The sequence below is a fragment of the Micropruina sp. genome (assembly GCF_047602085.1).
Taxonomy (GTDB): Bacteria; Actinomycetota; Actinomycetes; order Propionibacteriales; family Propionibacteriaceae; genus Micropruina.
In genome coordinates, this window is the sequence record NZ_JASGID010000005.1 from 427190 (window position 1) to 441548 (window position 14359).

Here is a 14359-nt window from a genome sequence, read left to right on the forward strand (position 1 = left end):
GTTCTGGGCGACATGCTGGCGGTGTACTTCGACTACTGCGTGACCAGGTACGGACGCCGGGTCTGCGCACCTGCACGATCCGCTGGCCACCGCGATCGCGGCCGGCCAGATCACCGCGACCCGGGCACCGAAGGTGCCGGTGGTGGCCGACGACACCAGCGGACCGGGCCGCGGACAGACCATCTGCGACCTGCGTGACCGGCGCCTCGGCCCCAGGGATGTGGACGGCGCCCACGTACGGGCGGTGCTGGAGACCGACCGGCCATTGGGGCCGATGCTGGCCGAACGGCTGCTGGCCTACCGGCCGACCGCTGGATGAGGTTCGCCGGTTGAACGTGTCGAGACCGCAGACAACGGGGCTTCGACACGATCAACCAACAATTCCGAGCGCTTCCCCGGCGAACCTGCCGAGAAATGTGCGTATTGATGCGTGCCCCCACGGCGGTTCTTGCTCGACGCGCAGAAATCAGCGTTATGGCTTGCCACGGAGGCCGGCATAACGCTCATTTCGGCGCAGGGCGTTGCTCGGCGGGTAGCGGCCGTCGCCAAAACGCACGTATCGCCGCGAGCACCTGGCCGCGCTTGGCCCCCGGTCTCAGGGCTGCCAGTTCGCCAGTTGTTCGGCGCTCGGGTAGGAGTTCTGCGCCCCCTCACCGGTCGCGGCGTAGGCGCCCACCCGGACGGCGAACGCGCAGGCCGCCTGCAGGTCGTCACCGGCGGCCAGCCGAAAGGCCAGCGCCGCCAGGAACGCGTCGCCGGCACCGGTGGTGTCGACCGGCGTGATCGGCGGTGCCGGGATCTGCTGTGACGCCGTACCCGCTCTCAGGTCGATGATCCGGGCGCCGCCGGCCCCCAGGGTGACCACCACCGTGCCCGGACCCGCCTGGCCGAGCACGGCACGGGTGGCCTCGACCACCGCCGTCCAGTCGCCCAGCGGCGCGAAGTCAGGCTGCCGGGTCAGGTCGCCCAGTTCGTGGGCGTTGACCACCACAACGTCGGCCAGGCCGAGCAGGTCGGAACCCACCGTGGAGTACGGCGAGAGGTTGAGCAGCACACGCGCACCGCGCTGTCGGGCTGCGCGAGCCGCGGCCCGGACAGCCTCGATCGGCACCTCCAGGCACAGGGTGAGCACCGACGCTGCGTCCGCGGTGTCGAAGAATGCGCCGGCACCGGCGACGTCGGCCGCGGTGAGCTTGCCGTTGGCACCGGGGCTGACGATGATGCAGTTCTCGCCGGCGTCGTCCACGGCGATCATGGCCGAACCGGTCGACACCCCCGGCAGCACCCGCACCTCGCTGGTGTCGACACCCGAGGCCCGCAGGCTGTTCAGCAGCATGGCACCGTTGCCGTCGTCACCCACGCAGCCGAGCAGCGCGACGTCGCCACCCAGCCGGCCCACCGCCGCGGCCTGGTTGGCACTCTTGCCGCCGGGCACGATCACCAGGTCGGAGCCGGTCACGGTCTGTCCCGGCCCGGGAAGGCGGGCCGTGCGCACCACCAGGTCTGCGTTGAGCGAACCGACCACCAGCACGCGTCCGCAGGCCATGGCTTGTTAGCTCCTTCGGGTTCGTCGGTGAAGGCCCGAACCTAGCCGACGTCCGGCGGAACGGTCGAGTGCCGCGGCGGCGGAACCCTCGGCACTAGGGTCGGGCTATGCGACCCGATCAGTTGCCATTGCTCACCACCTTGTCGGAGCCGGTCGTGCACCCCGACGGCAGTTGGGCCGTGGTGGCGAGCAGCCGGCCGGACTTCGACTGCGACGGGTACGTCGGGCAACTGTTCCGGGTGCCCCTGGACGGCTCCGCGCCGCGCCGCCTCACCAGGGGCAACGCCGATACGCACCCCCGCTTCTCGCCGGACGGCTCACTGCTCGGCTTTCTGCGCGCGGGCGCCAACGACCGTCCGCAGGTGCATGTCATACCGGCGCAGGGCGGCGAGGCGGTGTGCCTCACCAACCAGCCGCTCGGCGTCTCGGACTTCGCCTTCGCACCCGACGGGCGCACCCTCGCCTTCATCGCCCGGGTGCCCGAGAGCCGGCCGCTACGGCACGGTGGAGGGCATCGAGCCGCAGCAGGAGGATCCGCGCCGCATCACGTCGCTGCACTTCCAATTCAACGGGCTGGGCTGGCTACGCGACCGACGCAACCACCTGTTCATGGTCGAGGTGCCCGAGGTCTTCGGCGAACCCGCCGTGACCCCCAAGGGCCGCGCCGCCGCCAGCGCCGACCCCGAATCGCTGAAGAACCTCGGATTCACCGAGCCACGCCGGCTCACCGACGGTGACGCCGACGTCATGCAGCCCTGCTTCACCGCCGACGGCTCCGCGGTGCTGGTCACGACCACCCGCACCGAGGGCGCCGAATCGCTGGTCCGCGATCTGCTGCAGGTGCCGGTGGACGGCTCACCGATCGTCCGGCTCACCGATGGCAGCGTGGCCGTGCACGTGCCCGTGGTGGCCGGTGCCGGCACCTGGCTGGTGGGCATCGAACGGGGCGCGTCGGGCGTTGACTTCGTGGCGGCGCACCCTGGGCTGTACCGGCTCACCGAAGCCGGCCCAGGTCTGGTCACCCACCCCGAGGTGCTGATCGCCGCAGCGCCGGTGGCTGCCGGCGAGTCCGTGCTGGCCATCGCCGAGCACCGGGGCGCCAGCCAGTTGCTGCGCGCCGACGCCGACGGCACCGAGCTGTTGCTCGACAGCACGGCCGGGGTGATCCTGGTCGGCTGCGGCAGCACCCCGGACGGCCCCGGGGCAGCGGCCCCGATCGTGGTCACCTACCGCACGGGCGCCGGCATGGACGAGGTGGGCCTGGTCGAGAACGGCGCGGTGCGCCGGCTGACCGACTTCTCGGCGCGGCTGCGTTCGGCGACCACCATTCGCGAACCGCGCGAACTCACCACCACCGCACCCGACGGCTACCCGGTGCACGGCTGGGTGGTGCTGCCCGATGGTGCCGGCCCGCACCCGACGCTGCTGCTCATTCACGGAGGCCCGTTCGCGGCGTATGCCCCCGCCTTCTTCGACGAAGCGCAGGTGTACGCCGAGGCCGGCTACGCGGTGGTGATGTGCAATCCGCGCGGCTCGTCCGGCTACGGCAGCGAGCACGGCCGCGCCATTCAGGGCGACTTCGGCAACCTCGACGCCGCCGACGTGCTCGCCTTTCTCGACCACGCCGTCGCCACGGTGCCGGGCCTGGACGGGGACCGGGTCGGCATCATGGGCGGCTCGTACGGGGGCTACCTGACCGCCTGGATCATCGCCCAGGACCACCGCTGGGCCGGCGCCATCGTCGAGCGCGGCTACCTCGACCCGGCCTCGTCCGTCGGGGCGTCTGACATCGGGTGGTACTTTCCGCAGCATTACCACGGCTCGAAAGAGCAGATGGACGCCCAGTCGCCGATGCTGCTGACCGATCGGGTGACCACCCCGACGTTCGTGATCCATTCCGAGCAGGACCTGCGTTGCCCCTTGTCACAGGCGTTGCGCTACTACGCTCAGCTCAAGCTGGGCGGCATCGAGGCCGAGTTGCTGGTGTTTCCGGGCGAGAACCACGAACTGTCGCGTTCGGGCACGCCGTGGCACCGCCGGCAGCGCTTCGAGGCGATTCTCGGCTGGTGGGCGCGGCAGCTACCGGTTGGGTGAACCGGCCGGTCGAGACTGACGCCGGTCGAGCCCGTCGATGTCGAGCGTCGAAACCCCAGGCGCACCGGGTTGGTCGACCCCGCCGAGACCCGGTTTCGGCATAGCTCAAGCGGCAGTGCCGTCCACGGCGAAGAAGACCACCTCGAATGATCCCGCGACGCTGCGGCCGTCCAGCGGTGTCAGGCTGACCACGATGCCGGTGGCACGGTCGAGACCGATCAGCCAGCGCGTCGGCAGATCGGCGGGACGCGGCAGATCCTGCGCCCAGGGGCCGCCCTCGCCGCGGTACAGGCGGTCGGCGAGTTGGCCCTCCAGCAACGGGCAGCAGGTGCAGCGCGGGTCGTAGCCGCGGCCTTGGTGGACGACCGCCCACCAGGTCAGCCGGCCGTGCCGCTGGCCGGCGGCCAGCTCGCTGAGCAGGGTCGCCGGGCCGGGCCGCTCGGCCGAGCCGTCGGCGAGCTCGACCGGGTCGAGCATCGCCACCCAGCGATAGTCCTGCCACGGCGACGACCGGGCCAGCGCCCGCCACTGCCGCTCGGTGGGCGCGAGCCCGCTGCGGGTCACCGCAGGATCACTCCCACTCGATGGTGCCCGGGGGCTTGGAGGTGATGTCGAGCACCACCCGGTTGACCTCGCGCACCTCGTTGGTGATCCGGGTCGAGATCCGTTCCAGCACGTCGTAGGGCAGCCGGCCCCAGTCGGCGGTCATCGCATCCTCTGAGGTCACCGGACGCAGCACCACCGGGTGGCCGTAGGTACGTCCGTCGCCCTGCACGCCGACCGAGCGGACGTCGGCGAGCAGCACCACCGGGAACTGCCAAATCTCGCGATCCAGCCCGGCCGCGGTGAGCTCGGCACGAGCGATGGCGTCCACCTCACGGAGCAGATCGAGCCGCTCGCGGGTCACCGCACCGATGATCCGGATGGCCAGGCCGGGGCCCGGGAACGGGTGCCGCCAGACCATGTCGGACGGCAGGCCCAACTCGGTGCCGACCGCCCGCACCTCGTCTTTGAACAACGTGCGCAAGGGTTCGATCAGCTTGAACTGCAGGTCGTCTGGCAGTCCGCCCACGTTGTGATGGCTCTTGATGTTGGCCGCACCCTCGCCGCCGCCGGACTCCACGACGTCGGGGTAAAGGGTGCCCTGCACCAGGTACTCGATGTCCTTGTGGTCGTTGAGCGCGCGGGCGGCGTCTTCGAAGGTGCGAATGAACTCGCGGCCGATGATCTTGCGCTTGGTCTCGGGGTCGCTCACCTCGCTCAGCGCACCGAGAAAGCGGTCGGCCTCGTCGCGCACCACCAGATCGACGCCGGTGACTGCCACGAAGTCGCGTTCCACCCGTTCGGCCTCGCCCTTGCGCAGCAGTCCGTGGTCGACGAACACACAGGTCAACTGATCGCCGATCGCCCGCTGCACCAACGCTGCCGCCACCGCCGAGTCGACGCCACCGGACAGCGCACACAACACCTGCGCGTCGCCCACCTGGGCGCGGATCGCTGCCACCGAATCGTCGACGATGCTGGCCGGCGTCCAGTCCTGGCGGCAGCCGGCGATGGTGACCAGGAACGTCTCAAGCACCGCCTGCCCGAACTCGGAGTGACCCACCTCGGGGTGCCACTGCACGCCGGCCAGGCCGCGGTCGAGGTCTTCGAACGCGGCGACCGGCGAGCCGTCGGAGGTGGCCAGGCAAACGAACCCGGGCGGAGCCTCATGGACGGCGTCGCCGTGGCTCATCCAGGCCCGGAAGCTGGGCGGCAGGTCACCGAGCAGTGCGCCACCCTCGCCGACCTGCACGGGGGTGCGGCCGAACTCCGACAGGCCGGTGCGGCGCACCTCGCCGCCCAGCGCCGAGGCCATGGCCTGAAAGCCGTAGCACATGCCGAAGGTCGGAATGCCGGTGGCGAACAGCGCCGGATCAACCTGGGGAGCGCCCGGCGCGTACACCGACTGCGGGCCGCCCGACAGCACGATCGCCTTCGGCTTGCGGGCCACGATCTCGCTGACCGTCGCGGTGTGCGGCACGATCTCTGAATAGATGCGTGCCTCGCGCACCCGGCGGGCGATCAACTGGGCGTACTGGGCGCCGAAATCGACGACCAGCACCAGCTCATGGTCGTGGTTCATGGCACGCAGTCTAGGGAAAGCCATAGGTACTATGATTTCGCACCGAGATTCGTGAACGCGGAATTGCCCGCAAAGTACTTCAGTTAGGAACACCATGCAGATCTACGACGACGTCACTGCGCTGGTCGGACGCACCCCGCTGGTGCGTCTCAACCGCATCTTCGGCGATGCCCAGGCCACCGTGCTCGGCAAGCTGGAGTTCTACAACCCGGCCAACTCGGTGAAGGACCGGATCGGGGTGTCGATGATCGACGCCGCCGAGGCGTCCGGCCAGTTGAAGCCGGGCGGAACGATCGTCGAGGCCACCTCGGGCAACACCGGCATCGCGCTGGCCATGGTGGGTGCCGCCCGCGGCTACCGGGTGGTGCTGACCATGCCCGAGACGATGAGCAAGGAACGCCGGGCCCTGCTGCGCGCCTTCGGCGCCGAACTGGTGCTCACCCCCGGTCCCGAGGGCATGCGCGGCGCGGTGGCCCGGGCCGAGGCGATCGGCGCCGAAGAGGGCGCGGTGCTGGTGCGCCAGTTCGCCAACCAGGCCAACGTCGAGGTTCACCGCAAGACCACCGCCGAAGAGATCTGGAACGACACCGACGGCACCGTCGACTACGTCGTGGCCGGCATCGGCACCGGCGGCACCATCACCGGCGTCGGCCAGGTGCTCAAGGAGCGCAAGCCGAGCGTCAAGATGATCGCCGTCGAGCCCAAGGAGTCGCCGATTCTCGAGGGCGGCAAGCCGGGCCCGCACAAGATTCAGGGCATCGGCGCCAACTTCATTCCCGAGATTCTCGATCAGTCGGTGATCGACGAGATCATTCCGCAGAACGCCGAGACCGCCGTCGAGTACGCCCGTCTGGCCGCTGCCAAAGAGGGCCTGCTGGTGGGCATCAGCTCCGGTGCGGCACTGGCCTCGGCCGGCGAACTGGCCGCTCGCGAAGAGAACGCCGGCAAGGTGATCGTGGTGATCATCCCGTCGTTCGGCGAGCGCTACCTCTCGACCATTCTGTACTCCGACCTGCTCGACTGAAGCTCCCGCTCGACCACTCCGACGGCCCCGTCTCACGACGGGGCCGTCGTTGGTGTGAGGGGGCCGCGCAGCCTGCGGCGAGCTCTGGTTTGATGGGGCGATGAGGTTGCGAGCGCTGGCTTCGGCCGCCTGGTTGCGGGTGAATGAAGACCTTGAAACGGCACTGCGCGAAGACCCGGCGGCGCACAGCAGGTGGATGGTCGCGCTGAGCTACCCGGGTGTGCACGCGGTGTGGGCGCACCGGCTGTGCCACACGCTGTGGAACGCCGGCCCGTTGACCCGGCCGTTGGCCCGGCTGATCTCGCAGTTCTCCCGCGCCCTGACCCAGGTCGAGATTCACCCCGGCGCGGTGATCGGCCGCCGTTTCTTCATCGACCACGGCAACGGCGTGGTGATCGGCGAGACCGCCGAGATCGGCGACGACGTACTGATGTACCACCAGGTGACCCTGGGCGGACGTTCCCGCGGCCGGTTCAAGCGGCACCCGACGATCGGCAACGGCGTGCTGCTGGGTGCCGGCGCCAAGATCATCGGCCCGATCACCATCGGCGAGGGCTCGAAGGTGGGCGCCAACGCGCTGGTGGTGAAAGACGTGCCGCCGGGCTCGGTGGTGACCGGCATCCCGGCCAACACCGCGGCCGGTGACGTGATCGCCTGAGGTGCTGATTTCACTGGTCGAGCCTGTCGAAACCTCAGACAGAGTGCTCTGACTAGTGGTTTCGACACGCTCAACCAACGGTGGGCGCATTGATCAGCGCGTCTCTAGAGGCAGCCGAGCCCGATCAGGCGAACCGCTGCCGACGGTAGCCGGCCGAGCCGAAGCCGAGGATCAGCAAGCCGATCGTCGAAAAGAGCACCAGCAGGAAGAACGACCACAGCCCGCCCTTGCCGAATGCCGCGCCGAACCTGATCCCCCAGACGACCGCCATCACCAGGTTCACCAACGGCACGAACATGAGCAGGAACAGCCACGGGTTCAAGCCGGCAATCTTGAACGAGAGGTACATGTTGTAGAGCGGCACCAGCGCAGCCCAGCCCGGCTGGCCCGCCTTGGCGAAGACGCGCCAGAGCGCGACGATGCTCGCCACGAGGACGATCGCGCCGAACGAAGCCGTCACTGCGGAGGTGAGCCAGGCGACGATGTGCTGGCTGAGTTCTGTCGGGTCCACGGGTTCTCCTTGTTGGGCGTCACAAGCAGCGTAGCCACCTCAGCCCGCCCACCTCGCGAGGTTGGACCGACCACGGTGCGGCGCGTCGGCGACCCCGTCAGTCGGCTCTGGGCGCCCACTGCGGGTCACGACCCACCCAGCCGACCAGTCTGGCGTAGGGCGGGGCGTCGACGGCGACCGGGACGACCGGGCCAAAGGGGATGCCGAGCTCGGCACCGCGCGGCTCGGCGGGCAGTGCGCCGGTGATCGGGCCGACCACGGCTGCGGCGACGGACTGGTTCAGTTCGGCATCCCGGCCGAGGGCACGAGCCAGGTCCCAAGCGTGGACGGCCAGTTCACTGGCGTAGATGGCGATGGCCTGAAAGCCCGGCATCGCCCCGGCAGGGTGCGCCCACTCGCGGGCCAGCAGCGCGTCATCGGCCAGGGCGTCCTGCACCGGCGCGATCCGGGAACGCCAGGCGTCCGACCACTCGGTGTCGGCGATGCCCTCAAGGGTGGACGGCACCTCGAACGGCAGACCACCGCCGGCGATGTGCACGATGCGGTTCTCAACAGCGATCAGGTGACTGAGCAGCTCACGCACCGTCCATTCCGAACATGGAGTCGGCCGATCGAGATCGGTGGCCAGCAACGCATGGATCAGCGGCGCGATCTGGGCGAGCGCGGTGTGGAACAGGGGCCGGGTGTCCGGCACGGTCTGGGTTTCGTTCATGTCTCCTATCCTCACGCCGTATCCAGACATCTTCTGTCATGTTTTCGTGACAGGATTCCGACTGTGCGTGCCGACCGGTTGCTGCAGATCCTCGCCCTGTTGCGGCGACACGGGCGGCTGCCCGCGCGCCGGCTCGCCGGGATCCTAGAGGTGTCTGAACGCACCGTGCTGCGCGACATGGAGGCGCTGTCGGCCGCCGGCGTCCCGGTCTACACCGATCGCGGACGCAACGGGGGCTGCGCACTGCTGGACGGCTACCGCACCGAGGTCAGCGGGCTGAGCCCCGGCGAGGCGCAGGCGCTGTTCGCCTGGACGTCGGGCACCGCCGCCGCCGAACTCGGGCTCAGCGGCGAGCTGAGTTCGGCGCTTACCAAGCTGTCGGCCACCGTCCCCGGGCCGGCGCTGGAGAAGGCCGAGGCGCTGGCATCGGTGGTGATGGTCGACCGGCGCCGCTGGTTCGCCGCAGCCGAGGAGGTGCCGCTGCTGCCGGTGCTGCGCGACGCCGCCACCCGCAAGCGACGACTCCGGCTGCGGTACGCATCGCCCCGGAACAACGGCGAACCCGGCACCCGGACGGTCGACCCCTACGGCCTGGTCGAGAATGCCGGGCGCTGGTACCTGCTCGCCGCCCACCGGGGCCAGCAGCGCACCTATCGGGTGTCCCGGATCGTCGCCGCCACCGTGCTGGACGAGGCCGCCAAGGTGCCCGACGACCTGAATCTCGCCGAGGCCTGGGCCCGGCAGCGGGCCGCCTTCGAGGACCACAGCGCCGGCTGCACCATCACGGTCGCCGTTCAGCCCGCGGCCGTAGGGTACTTCACCACCTACTCCCGCTTTCAGCTCGCACCCGGCACCACTGTGGTCGAACGCGGCGAGGACGACGGGTGGCCGATCGTGGAGCTGACCTTCCGAGCCAGGCGGGCGGCATTGGCGATCGTGCTCGCCTTCGGCGGCGAGGCCCGGCTACTCGCCCCCGACGACCTGCGTCAGGATGCGGTGCGGCTGGCTCGGGCGACCATCGAGGCACATCAGAGCTGATTTCGTTGGTCGAGCTTGTCGAGACCTGGATGCTCGCCGGTCAGGGGTTTCGACAAGCTCAACCAGCGGTGGTCGCGTTGATCCGCGATCCGGGTCAAACGGCGCAAGCGCTGGGGTTTCAGATCGCCCGCCGAGTGCGCCGCGGCCGGGACATGGTTGATCAGCGTTTCGCCTAGCGCTGGTTGGTGTCGAAATCCCTTGCCGACAGCCGCAGGCGACCCAGGTCGTGCAGCACCGGGACGATCCGCGGCCGAGCTGTGAGGGCGCTCGCGACGTCGGAGAAAAGGCTGAGCTCGGTGAGCAGCGTGCGGGTCGGCGGCAACAGCCGGACCAGGCCTGCGCCGGCGTCCCGCAGCAGGTCGCCGGGACGGCTCCATCCGGTGCGGACCGCCTCAGTGGTGGTGTTTCGCCAGTCCTGGTCCGGGTGGGTGGCGGCGAGGAAGAAGGCGACGTCGAAGCGGCGGCGTCCGCCGGGTGGTGTCACCCAGTCGTCCCAGGGCACCAGGTCGGCGGCGGTGAGCAGCACGCCGCACTCCTCGGCCACCTCGCGGATCGCGGCGGCAGCCAGCAACTCGGGCGTCGGTAACTCGGTGGCGGCCCAGGCCAGCAGGTGCGCGTCCGGGACGTCCAGGGGTAGCTCGCCCGGCAGTAGGCGTCCGCCGGGGAAGACCACCGCTCCCTCGGCGAAGTCCATGGTCGACGCGCGGTACTGGACGAACACCTCCAGCCCCGAGGCTCCGTCGCGCAACGGAAGCACGCTCACTGCCGGCCACGGTGCGATGTGGTCGGCGACCTGCTTCGCCAGCGTCACCCGCGGGCCGGCCCGCAACAACCCGAGTCGTTCCTCGGCATCAAGCAGCCCGGCCATCGCCACCGGCAGATCGGCGTCGACGTAGCCGTGGCGCCGGTAGAACGGGGCGTTCCACGGCACGTCGGCGAAGGTCCGCAGGGTGACCACCGACGCTCCCCTGGCCCGGACGCCGTCCTCGGCCGCAGCGAGCAGTGCCGCGCCCAGGCCCCGGCGTTGGGCGTCCGGATGCACGCTGAGCTGCTCCAGGTGGAAGCGGGCGTCGAACTCCAACACGTGCGCGAAGCCCAGGATCCGCTCGGTCGCATCGACGGCGACGAGTGCGAAGCCGCGTGCAGTCAGCGCAGTTGCCCGTTCCGGGGGCGAACTCGGCAACGCCACGACGCCGTCGAACAGGGCGTCGGCGGCGGTCTCGATCTCGTCCAGCGCCACCCCGTCCGCTGCGGTCGCCGGGCGGATCCGGAACGGAATGGCGGTCAGTTCGCCTCCCGAGCGATCCGCTCGTGGTGCCGGACCACCTCGGACACGATGAAGTTCAGCAGCTTCTCGGCGAACTCGGGGTCGAGTTGGGCGTCCTTGGCGACGGTGCGCAGGCGCTCGATCTGACGGGCTTCACGGTCAGGATCGGCCGGCGGCAGGCCCACGTTGGCTTTGAGTTCCCCCACCCGCTGGGTGATCTTGAACCGCTCGGCCAGCAGGTAGATCAGCGCCGAATCGAGGTTGTCGATGCTGTCGCGCATCCGCGCGAGCTCGGGGTGCGTCATGCCTTCGCCTTTCCGATACCACTCATCCGGCGGAGCACGACCACCGCTGCCGCGAGCAGGCCGAGACCGACCCGTTCGGGCGCGGCAGGGGGCACCGACAGAGGAAACCCGCCACCGGGCGCCTGGTAACCGCTCGGTTGCGGGGCACCCGGTACGCCCGGGTATCCGTCGCCCGGCACCGGTGCGCCGGGATTCGGTGGCTGGCCGCCGGCACCCGGGTACAGGGCGGCTGGGTTCGGATACTGGCCCGCGGTCGGGTCAGGGGACGCGGCATTCGGGTACTGGGCGGAACCGGGCGAGTAGTGGGTGCCGCCGGCCGGGTAGCCGGGAGCTCCCGCCGGATAGGGAGTCTCGGAAGCCTGGCAGCCAGAGTACGAGTCCCCCGAAGTGCGGGACGGCTGGCCGGCGTCCGCCGCCGCGGACGGAGCTGCCGCGCCGTCCGGTTCGGGGGCTGCACGACCCGCAGGGAAGGACGCGGGCGGGTCGAACTCGGGGCCCGGCGATCCGGACGGGGGCGTGCTCATGGGGGCATCGTAGCGATGCCGGCCGTCTGTACCACCGCAATTCCGAGTGGTACACTTCGGTCTATGCCGACGACGCTGACCCGGATCCAAGTCACCCAGACCCCGCCGGTCGCCCACGCGCTCGAGATCGCCGCGAAGGAGTGGCCCGGCATCCCTCGCTCCGAGCTCATCACCCGGCTGATGACCGCCGGAGCCCAGTCGGTCGAGACCGCCCGCGCCGAGCGCCGGGCAGCGCGGCGCAAGGTTCTCGAAGAGACCAGGGGAACCATCGACTACCCGCCCGGCTACCTCGAAGACCTCCGAAAGGACTGGCCGGAATGATCGTGCTCGACGCCAACGTGCTGATCGCACACTTCGCAATCCGCGACGCCCACAGCGCCCGAGCGCTCGAACTGCTCGATACCGACGAGGAACTGTCGATCCACCCGATCACCCTCGCGGAGGTCCTCACTCGCCCGGCCCGCGACGGTCGCGCAGACCTCTATCGCGAACGGATCGCCACCATGGGGATCGAGCAGCTACCCGTCCCCACCGAGCAGCCACTCGCCCTCGCCAAGCTGCGGGCCAGCACATCGCTGAGACTGCCTGACTGCTGCGTACTCGCCGCCGCGATGGAGACCGGCGCCACCCTGGCCACCTTCGACACCGCGTTGGCGAAGGTGGCGTCCGACCATGGGGTCACCATCGCGCAATAGTTGCTAGGAATGCCTGGCTACTCTCGTGGCGTGCGGAGAGAACTCACCGTCAGCGATGCCTGGACACGAGGGCTGCTGATGGTGATGTCCGCCGGCGCGGGCATGCTGGCGGCGTTGGAGATCTTCGGCTCATTGATGGCCCTCGGACCAGAAGACGAGGTTCCCCCGAAGGCCATCCTGATTCCGGCGGGAGTGGCCGCCGTCGGAATCGTCCTGGCATGCGTCGGTGGCGCCTGGTCACGATGGGCGTCCGGCGTGCTGGGAGTGCTGTACGGCGGTGCCGGTGTACAGGGCCTGAACGAGCTCGCCGATTGGTGGAGGGGATCCCGCAGTGACATTGCGACGGCAGCCATCTTCGGCGCGATGATCGCCCTCGGGGCAGTTGCGGTCGCAGTAGCCATCCGTGCGGCACGGACGTCCAGGGCCGACCGATTGCGGGCCGCAACAACACCCTCACTACCGATGCCGGACGCGGCAGATCACACACGCTGATAGCGGCAGATCACGCACGTCAGTAGCGGCAAAACACACACCCACCCGACGGCAGAACGCATACAGCAGAGCCCGCCTGCCCGCCCGGAATCGGCACGCCCGTGGTCCGGAAGGGGTCTCGACAAGCTCGACCAACGAGGACTCACCCGACGGCAGAACGCATACAGCAGAGCCCGCCTGCCCGCCCGGAATCGGCACGCCCGTGGTCCGGAAGGGGTCTCGACAAGCTCGACCAACGAGGACTCAGCGGTGGACGACGATCTCGACCCGCTGGAACTCCTTGACCTCGGTGTAGCCGCAGGTGGCCAGGGCCCGACGCAGGGCGCCGACCAGGTTCATCGTGCCGTCCGGGGTGTGCGAAGGGCCGTGCAAAATCTGTTCCAGCGAACCGATGGCACCGAATTTGACCCTTTCGCCGCGCGGCAAGGTGGGGTGCCAAGCCTCCGGCCCCCAGTGGTAGCCGTGCCCCGGGGCCTCGGACGCCCGAGCCAGCGGCGAGCCGACCATCACCGCGTCGGCGCCGCAGGCGATCGCCTTGGCGATGTCGCCGGAGCGGCCCAGGGCGCCGTCGGCGATGACGTGCACGTAACGGCCACCCGATTCGTCCATGTAGTCGCGGCGAGCCTCGGCCACGTCGGCCAGCGCCGACGCCATCGGCACCTCGACACCGAGCACGTTGCGGGTGCGCTTGGTGGCACCGCCGCCGAAGCCGACCAGCACGCCCGCCGCCCCGGTGCGCATCAGGTGCAGCGCCGCCTGGTAGGTGGCGCAGCCGCCGACGATCACCGGCACGTCGAGGGCGTAGATGAACTCCTTGAGGTTCAGCGGCTCCACCGCGGACGACACGTGCTCGGCCGAGACCGTGGTGCCGCGGATCACGAAGAAGTCGACCCCGGCCTGAACGACCACCGAGGCGAACGCCTTACAGTTCTCGGGCGACAGCGAGCCCGCCACCGGCACCCCGTACTCACGAATCTCGTTGAGCCGCTGGGTGATCAACTCGCCCTGAATCGGCGCCGAGTAGAGCTGTTGCATGCGCCGTGTGGCGCTCACCTGGTCGTCGAGCTCGGCCAGTTCCTGCAGCAACGGCTCGGGGTTCTCGTAGCGCGTCCACAGGCCCTCGAGGTTGAGCACGCCCAAGCCGCCCAGCTTGCCGAACGCCGCGGCGCTGGCCGGTGACATCACCGAGTCTTGCGGGGCCGCCACGATCGGAAAATCGAAGGTGAGGGCGTCGATCGTCCAACTCAGCCGGACGTCTTCGATGTGCCGGGTGCGCCGGGTCGGCACGATCGCGATGTCGTCGAACGAGTAGACCTGCTGCGCGCGCTTCGAGCGCCCGATCTCGATCATGGGGCGGGATCCTTTGCC

General features: G+C 69.8%; 17 protein-coding genes. 8 read left to right on the forward strand and 9 right to left on the reverse strand.

Annotated elements, in window-relative coordinates:
- The first annotated feature begins 142 nt into the window (after positions 1 to 142).
- A complete protein-coding gene (locus QM721_RS10970) occupies positions 143 to 319 on the forward strand; it encodes a hypothetical protein (protein WP_415121845.1) in 177 nt (58 codons plus the stop codon).
- 276 nt (positions 320 to 595) lie between these two features.
- Here QM721_RS10970 and QM721_RS10975 read toward each other — a convergent pair whose 3' ends face one another.
- Complete coding sequence (locus tag QM721_RS10975) at positions 596 to 1546, reverse strand: ribokinase (protein ID WP_415121847.1); 951 nt, start codon at positions 1544 to 1546, stop codon at positions 596 to 598.
- Positions 1547 to 2050: 504 nt separating this feature from the next.
- Here QM721_RS10975 and QM721_RS10980 point away from each other — a divergent pair.
- The gene (locus tag QM721_RS10980) at positions 2051 to 3640 is read left to right on the forward strand and encodes a S9 family peptidase (protein ID WP_415121849.1); all 1590 of its coding nucleotides are present in this window, start codon (positions 2051 to 2053) and stop codon (positions 3638 to 3640) included.
- Between the two features lie 105 nt (positions 3641 to 3745).
- Here QM721_RS10980 and QM721_RS10985 read toward each other — a convergent pair whose 3' ends face one another.
- Both QM721_RS10985 and guaA read right to left on the reverse strand, forming a co-directional pair.
- Entirely contained in the window at positions 3746 to 4204 is a 459-nt protein-coding gene (locus QM721_RS10985; RefSeq protein ID WP_415121851.1) for a hypothetical protein, read from the reverse strand.
- 7 nt (positions 4205 to 4211) lie between these two features.
- Complete coding sequence (gene guaA / locus QM721_RS10990) at positions 4212 to 5765, reverse strand: glutamine-hydrolyzing GMP synthase (RefSeq protein ID WP_415121853.1); 1554 nt, start codon at positions 5763 to 5765, stop codon at positions 4212 to 4214.
- Positions 5766 to 5859: 94 nt separating this feature from the next.
- On the opposite strand from guaA, the gene cysK reads away from it, so the two are divergent.
- A complete protein-coding gene (cysK, locus tag QM721_RS10995; protein WP_415121855.1) occupies positions 5860 to 6789 on the forward strand; it encodes a cysteine synthase A in 930 nt (309 codons plus the stop codon).
- 100 nt (positions 6790 to 6889) lie between these two features.
- Positions 6890 to 7447, forward strand: coding sequence for a serine O-acetyltransferase (cysE, locus tag QM721_RS11000; RefSeq protein WP_415121857.1), 558 nt, complete (start codon positions 6890 to 6892; stop codon positions 7445 to 7447).
- A gap of 124 nt (positions 7448 to 7571) precedes the next feature.
- Here cysE and QM721_RS11005 read toward each other — a convergent pair whose 3' ends face one another.
- Together QM721_RS11005 and QM721_RS11010 are read right to left on the reverse strand one after the other, a co-directional pair.
- The gene (locus QM721_RS11005; protein WP_415121859.1) at positions 7572 to 7958 is read right to left on the reverse strand and encodes a DUF5684 domain-containing protein; all 387 of its coding nucleotides are present in this window, start codon (positions 7956 to 7958) and stop codon (positions 7572 to 7574) included.
- A 97-nt stretch (positions 7959 to 8055) separates the two neighbouring features.
- On the reverse strand, positions 8056 to 8670 hold the full coding sequence (locus tag QM721_RS11010; protein ID WP_415121861.1) for a TIGR03086 family metal-binding protein: 615 nt from the start codon (positions 8668 to 8670) through the stop codon (positions 8056 to 8058).
- A gap of 63 nt (positions 8671 to 8733) precedes the next feature.
- Between QM721_RS11010 and QM721_RS11015 the strand changes: the two genes are divergently transcribed.
- The gene (locus QM721_RS11015) at positions 8734 to 9708 is read left to right on the forward strand and encodes a helix-turn-helix transcriptional regulator (RefSeq protein WP_415121863.1); all 975 of its coding nucleotides are present in this window, start codon (positions 8734 to 8736) and stop codon (positions 9706 to 9708) included.
- Positions 9709 to 9880: 172 nt separating this feature from the next.
- Here QM721_RS11015 and QM721_RS11020 read toward each other — a convergent pair whose 3' ends face one another.
- From QM721_RS11020 to QM721_RS11030, 3 genes are read right to left on the reverse strand one after another with little or no spacing between them, the layout of a single operon-like run.
- Positions 9881 to 10948 (reverse strand): GNAT family N-acetyltransferase, encoded by a 1068-nt coding sequence (locus QM721_RS11020; RefSeq protein ID WP_415121865.1) that lies wholly within the window; start codon positions 10946 to 10948, stop codon positions 9881 to 9883.
- A 44-nt stretch (positions 10949 to 10992) separates the two neighbouring features.
- On the reverse strand, positions 10993 to 11280 hold the full coding sequence (locus QM721_RS11025; RefSeq protein ID WP_415121866.1) for a chorismate mutase: 288 nt from the start codon (positions 11278 to 11280) through the stop codon (positions 10993 to 10995).
- On the reverse strand, positions 11277 to 11804 hold the full coding sequence (locus tag QM721_RS11030; protein ID WP_415121868.1) for a hypothetical protein: 528 nt from the start codon (positions 11802 to 11804) through the stop codon (positions 11277 to 11279). The genes QM721_RS11025 and QM721_RS11030 overlap by 4 nt, the downstream gene beginning before the upstream one ends.
- A gap of 63 nt (positions 11805 to 11867) precedes the next feature.
- Between QM721_RS11030 and QM721_RS11035 the strand changes: the two genes are divergently transcribed.
- The 3 genes from QM721_RS11035 to QM721_RS11045 are packed head-to-tail and all read left to right on the forward strand — an operon-like array spanning position 11868 to position 12991.
- Positions 11868 to 12125 carry a hypothetical protein gene (locus QM721_RS11035; protein ID WP_415121870.1) on the forward strand — a complete coding sequence of 86 codons (258 nt, stop codon included), beginning with the start codon at positions 11868 to 11870 and terminating at the stop codon, positions 12123 to 12125.
- Positions 12122 to 12499 (forward strand): type II toxin-antitoxin system VapC family toxin, encoded by a 378-nt coding sequence (locus QM721_RS11040; protein ID WP_415121872.1) that lies wholly within the window; start codon positions 12122 to 12124, stop codon positions 12497 to 12499. The genes QM721_RS11035 and QM721_RS11040 overlap by 4 nt, the downstream gene beginning before the upstream one ends.
- A 30-nt stretch (positions 12500 to 12529) precedes the next feature.
- Positions 12530 to 12991, forward strand: a complete 462-nt coding sequence (locus tag QM721_RS11045; protein ID WP_415121873.1) for a hypothetical protein — start codon at positions 12530 to 12532, stop codon at positions 12989 to 12991.
- Positions 12992 to 13234: 243 nt separating this feature from the next.
- Here QM721_RS11045 and QM721_RS11050 read toward each other — a convergent pair whose 3' ends face one another.
- Positions 13235 to 14341 carry a GuaB3 family IMP dehydrogenase-related protein gene (locus QM721_RS11050; protein WP_415121874.1) on the reverse strand — a complete coding sequence of 369 codons (1107 nt, stop codon included), beginning with the start codon at positions 14339 to 14341 and terminating at the stop codon, positions 13235 to 13237.
- Between the last annotated feature and the right edge of the window lie 18 nt (positions 14342 to 14359).

Coding starts and splice junctions, on each gene's coding strand:
- guaA (WP_415121853.1), bottom strand. CDS start 5,765: ATGAACCACGACCATGAGCTGGTGCTGGTCGTCGATTTCGGCGCCCAG.
- QM721_RS11040 (WP_415121872.1), top strand. CDS start 12,122: ATGATCGTGCTCGACGCCAACGTGCTGATCGCACACTTCGCAATCCGC.
- cysK (WP_415121855.1), top strand. CDS start 5,860: ATGCAGATCTACGACGACGTCACTGCGCTGGTCGGACGCACCCCGCTG.
- QM721_RS11035 (WP_415121870.1), top strand. CDS start 11,868: ATGCCGACGACGCTGACCCGGATCCAAGTCACCCAGACCCCGCCGGTC.
- QM721_RS11050 (WP_415121874.1), bottom strand. CDS start 14,341: ATGATCGAGATCGGGCGCTCGAAGCGCGCGCAGCAGGTCTACTCGTTC.
- QM721_RS10975 (WP_415121847.1), bottom strand. CDS start 1,546: ATGGCCTGCGGACGCGTGCTGGTGGTCGGTTCGCTCAACGCAGACCTG.
- QM721_RS11010 (WP_415121861.1), bottom strand. CDS start 8,670: ATGAACGAAACCCAGACCGTGCCGGACACCCGGCCCCTGTTCCACACC.
- QM721_RS11030 (WP_415121868.1), bottom strand. CDS start 11,804: ATGAGCACGCCCCCGTCCGGATCGCCGGGCCCCGAGTTCGACCCGCCC.
- QM721_RS11025 (WP_415121866.1), bottom strand. CDS start 11,280: ATGACGCACCCCGAGCTCGCGCGGATGCGCGACAGCATCGACAACCTC.
- cysE (WP_415121857.1), top strand. CDS start 6,890: ATGAGGTTGCGAGCGCTGGCTTCGGCCGCCTGGTTGCGGGTGAATGAA.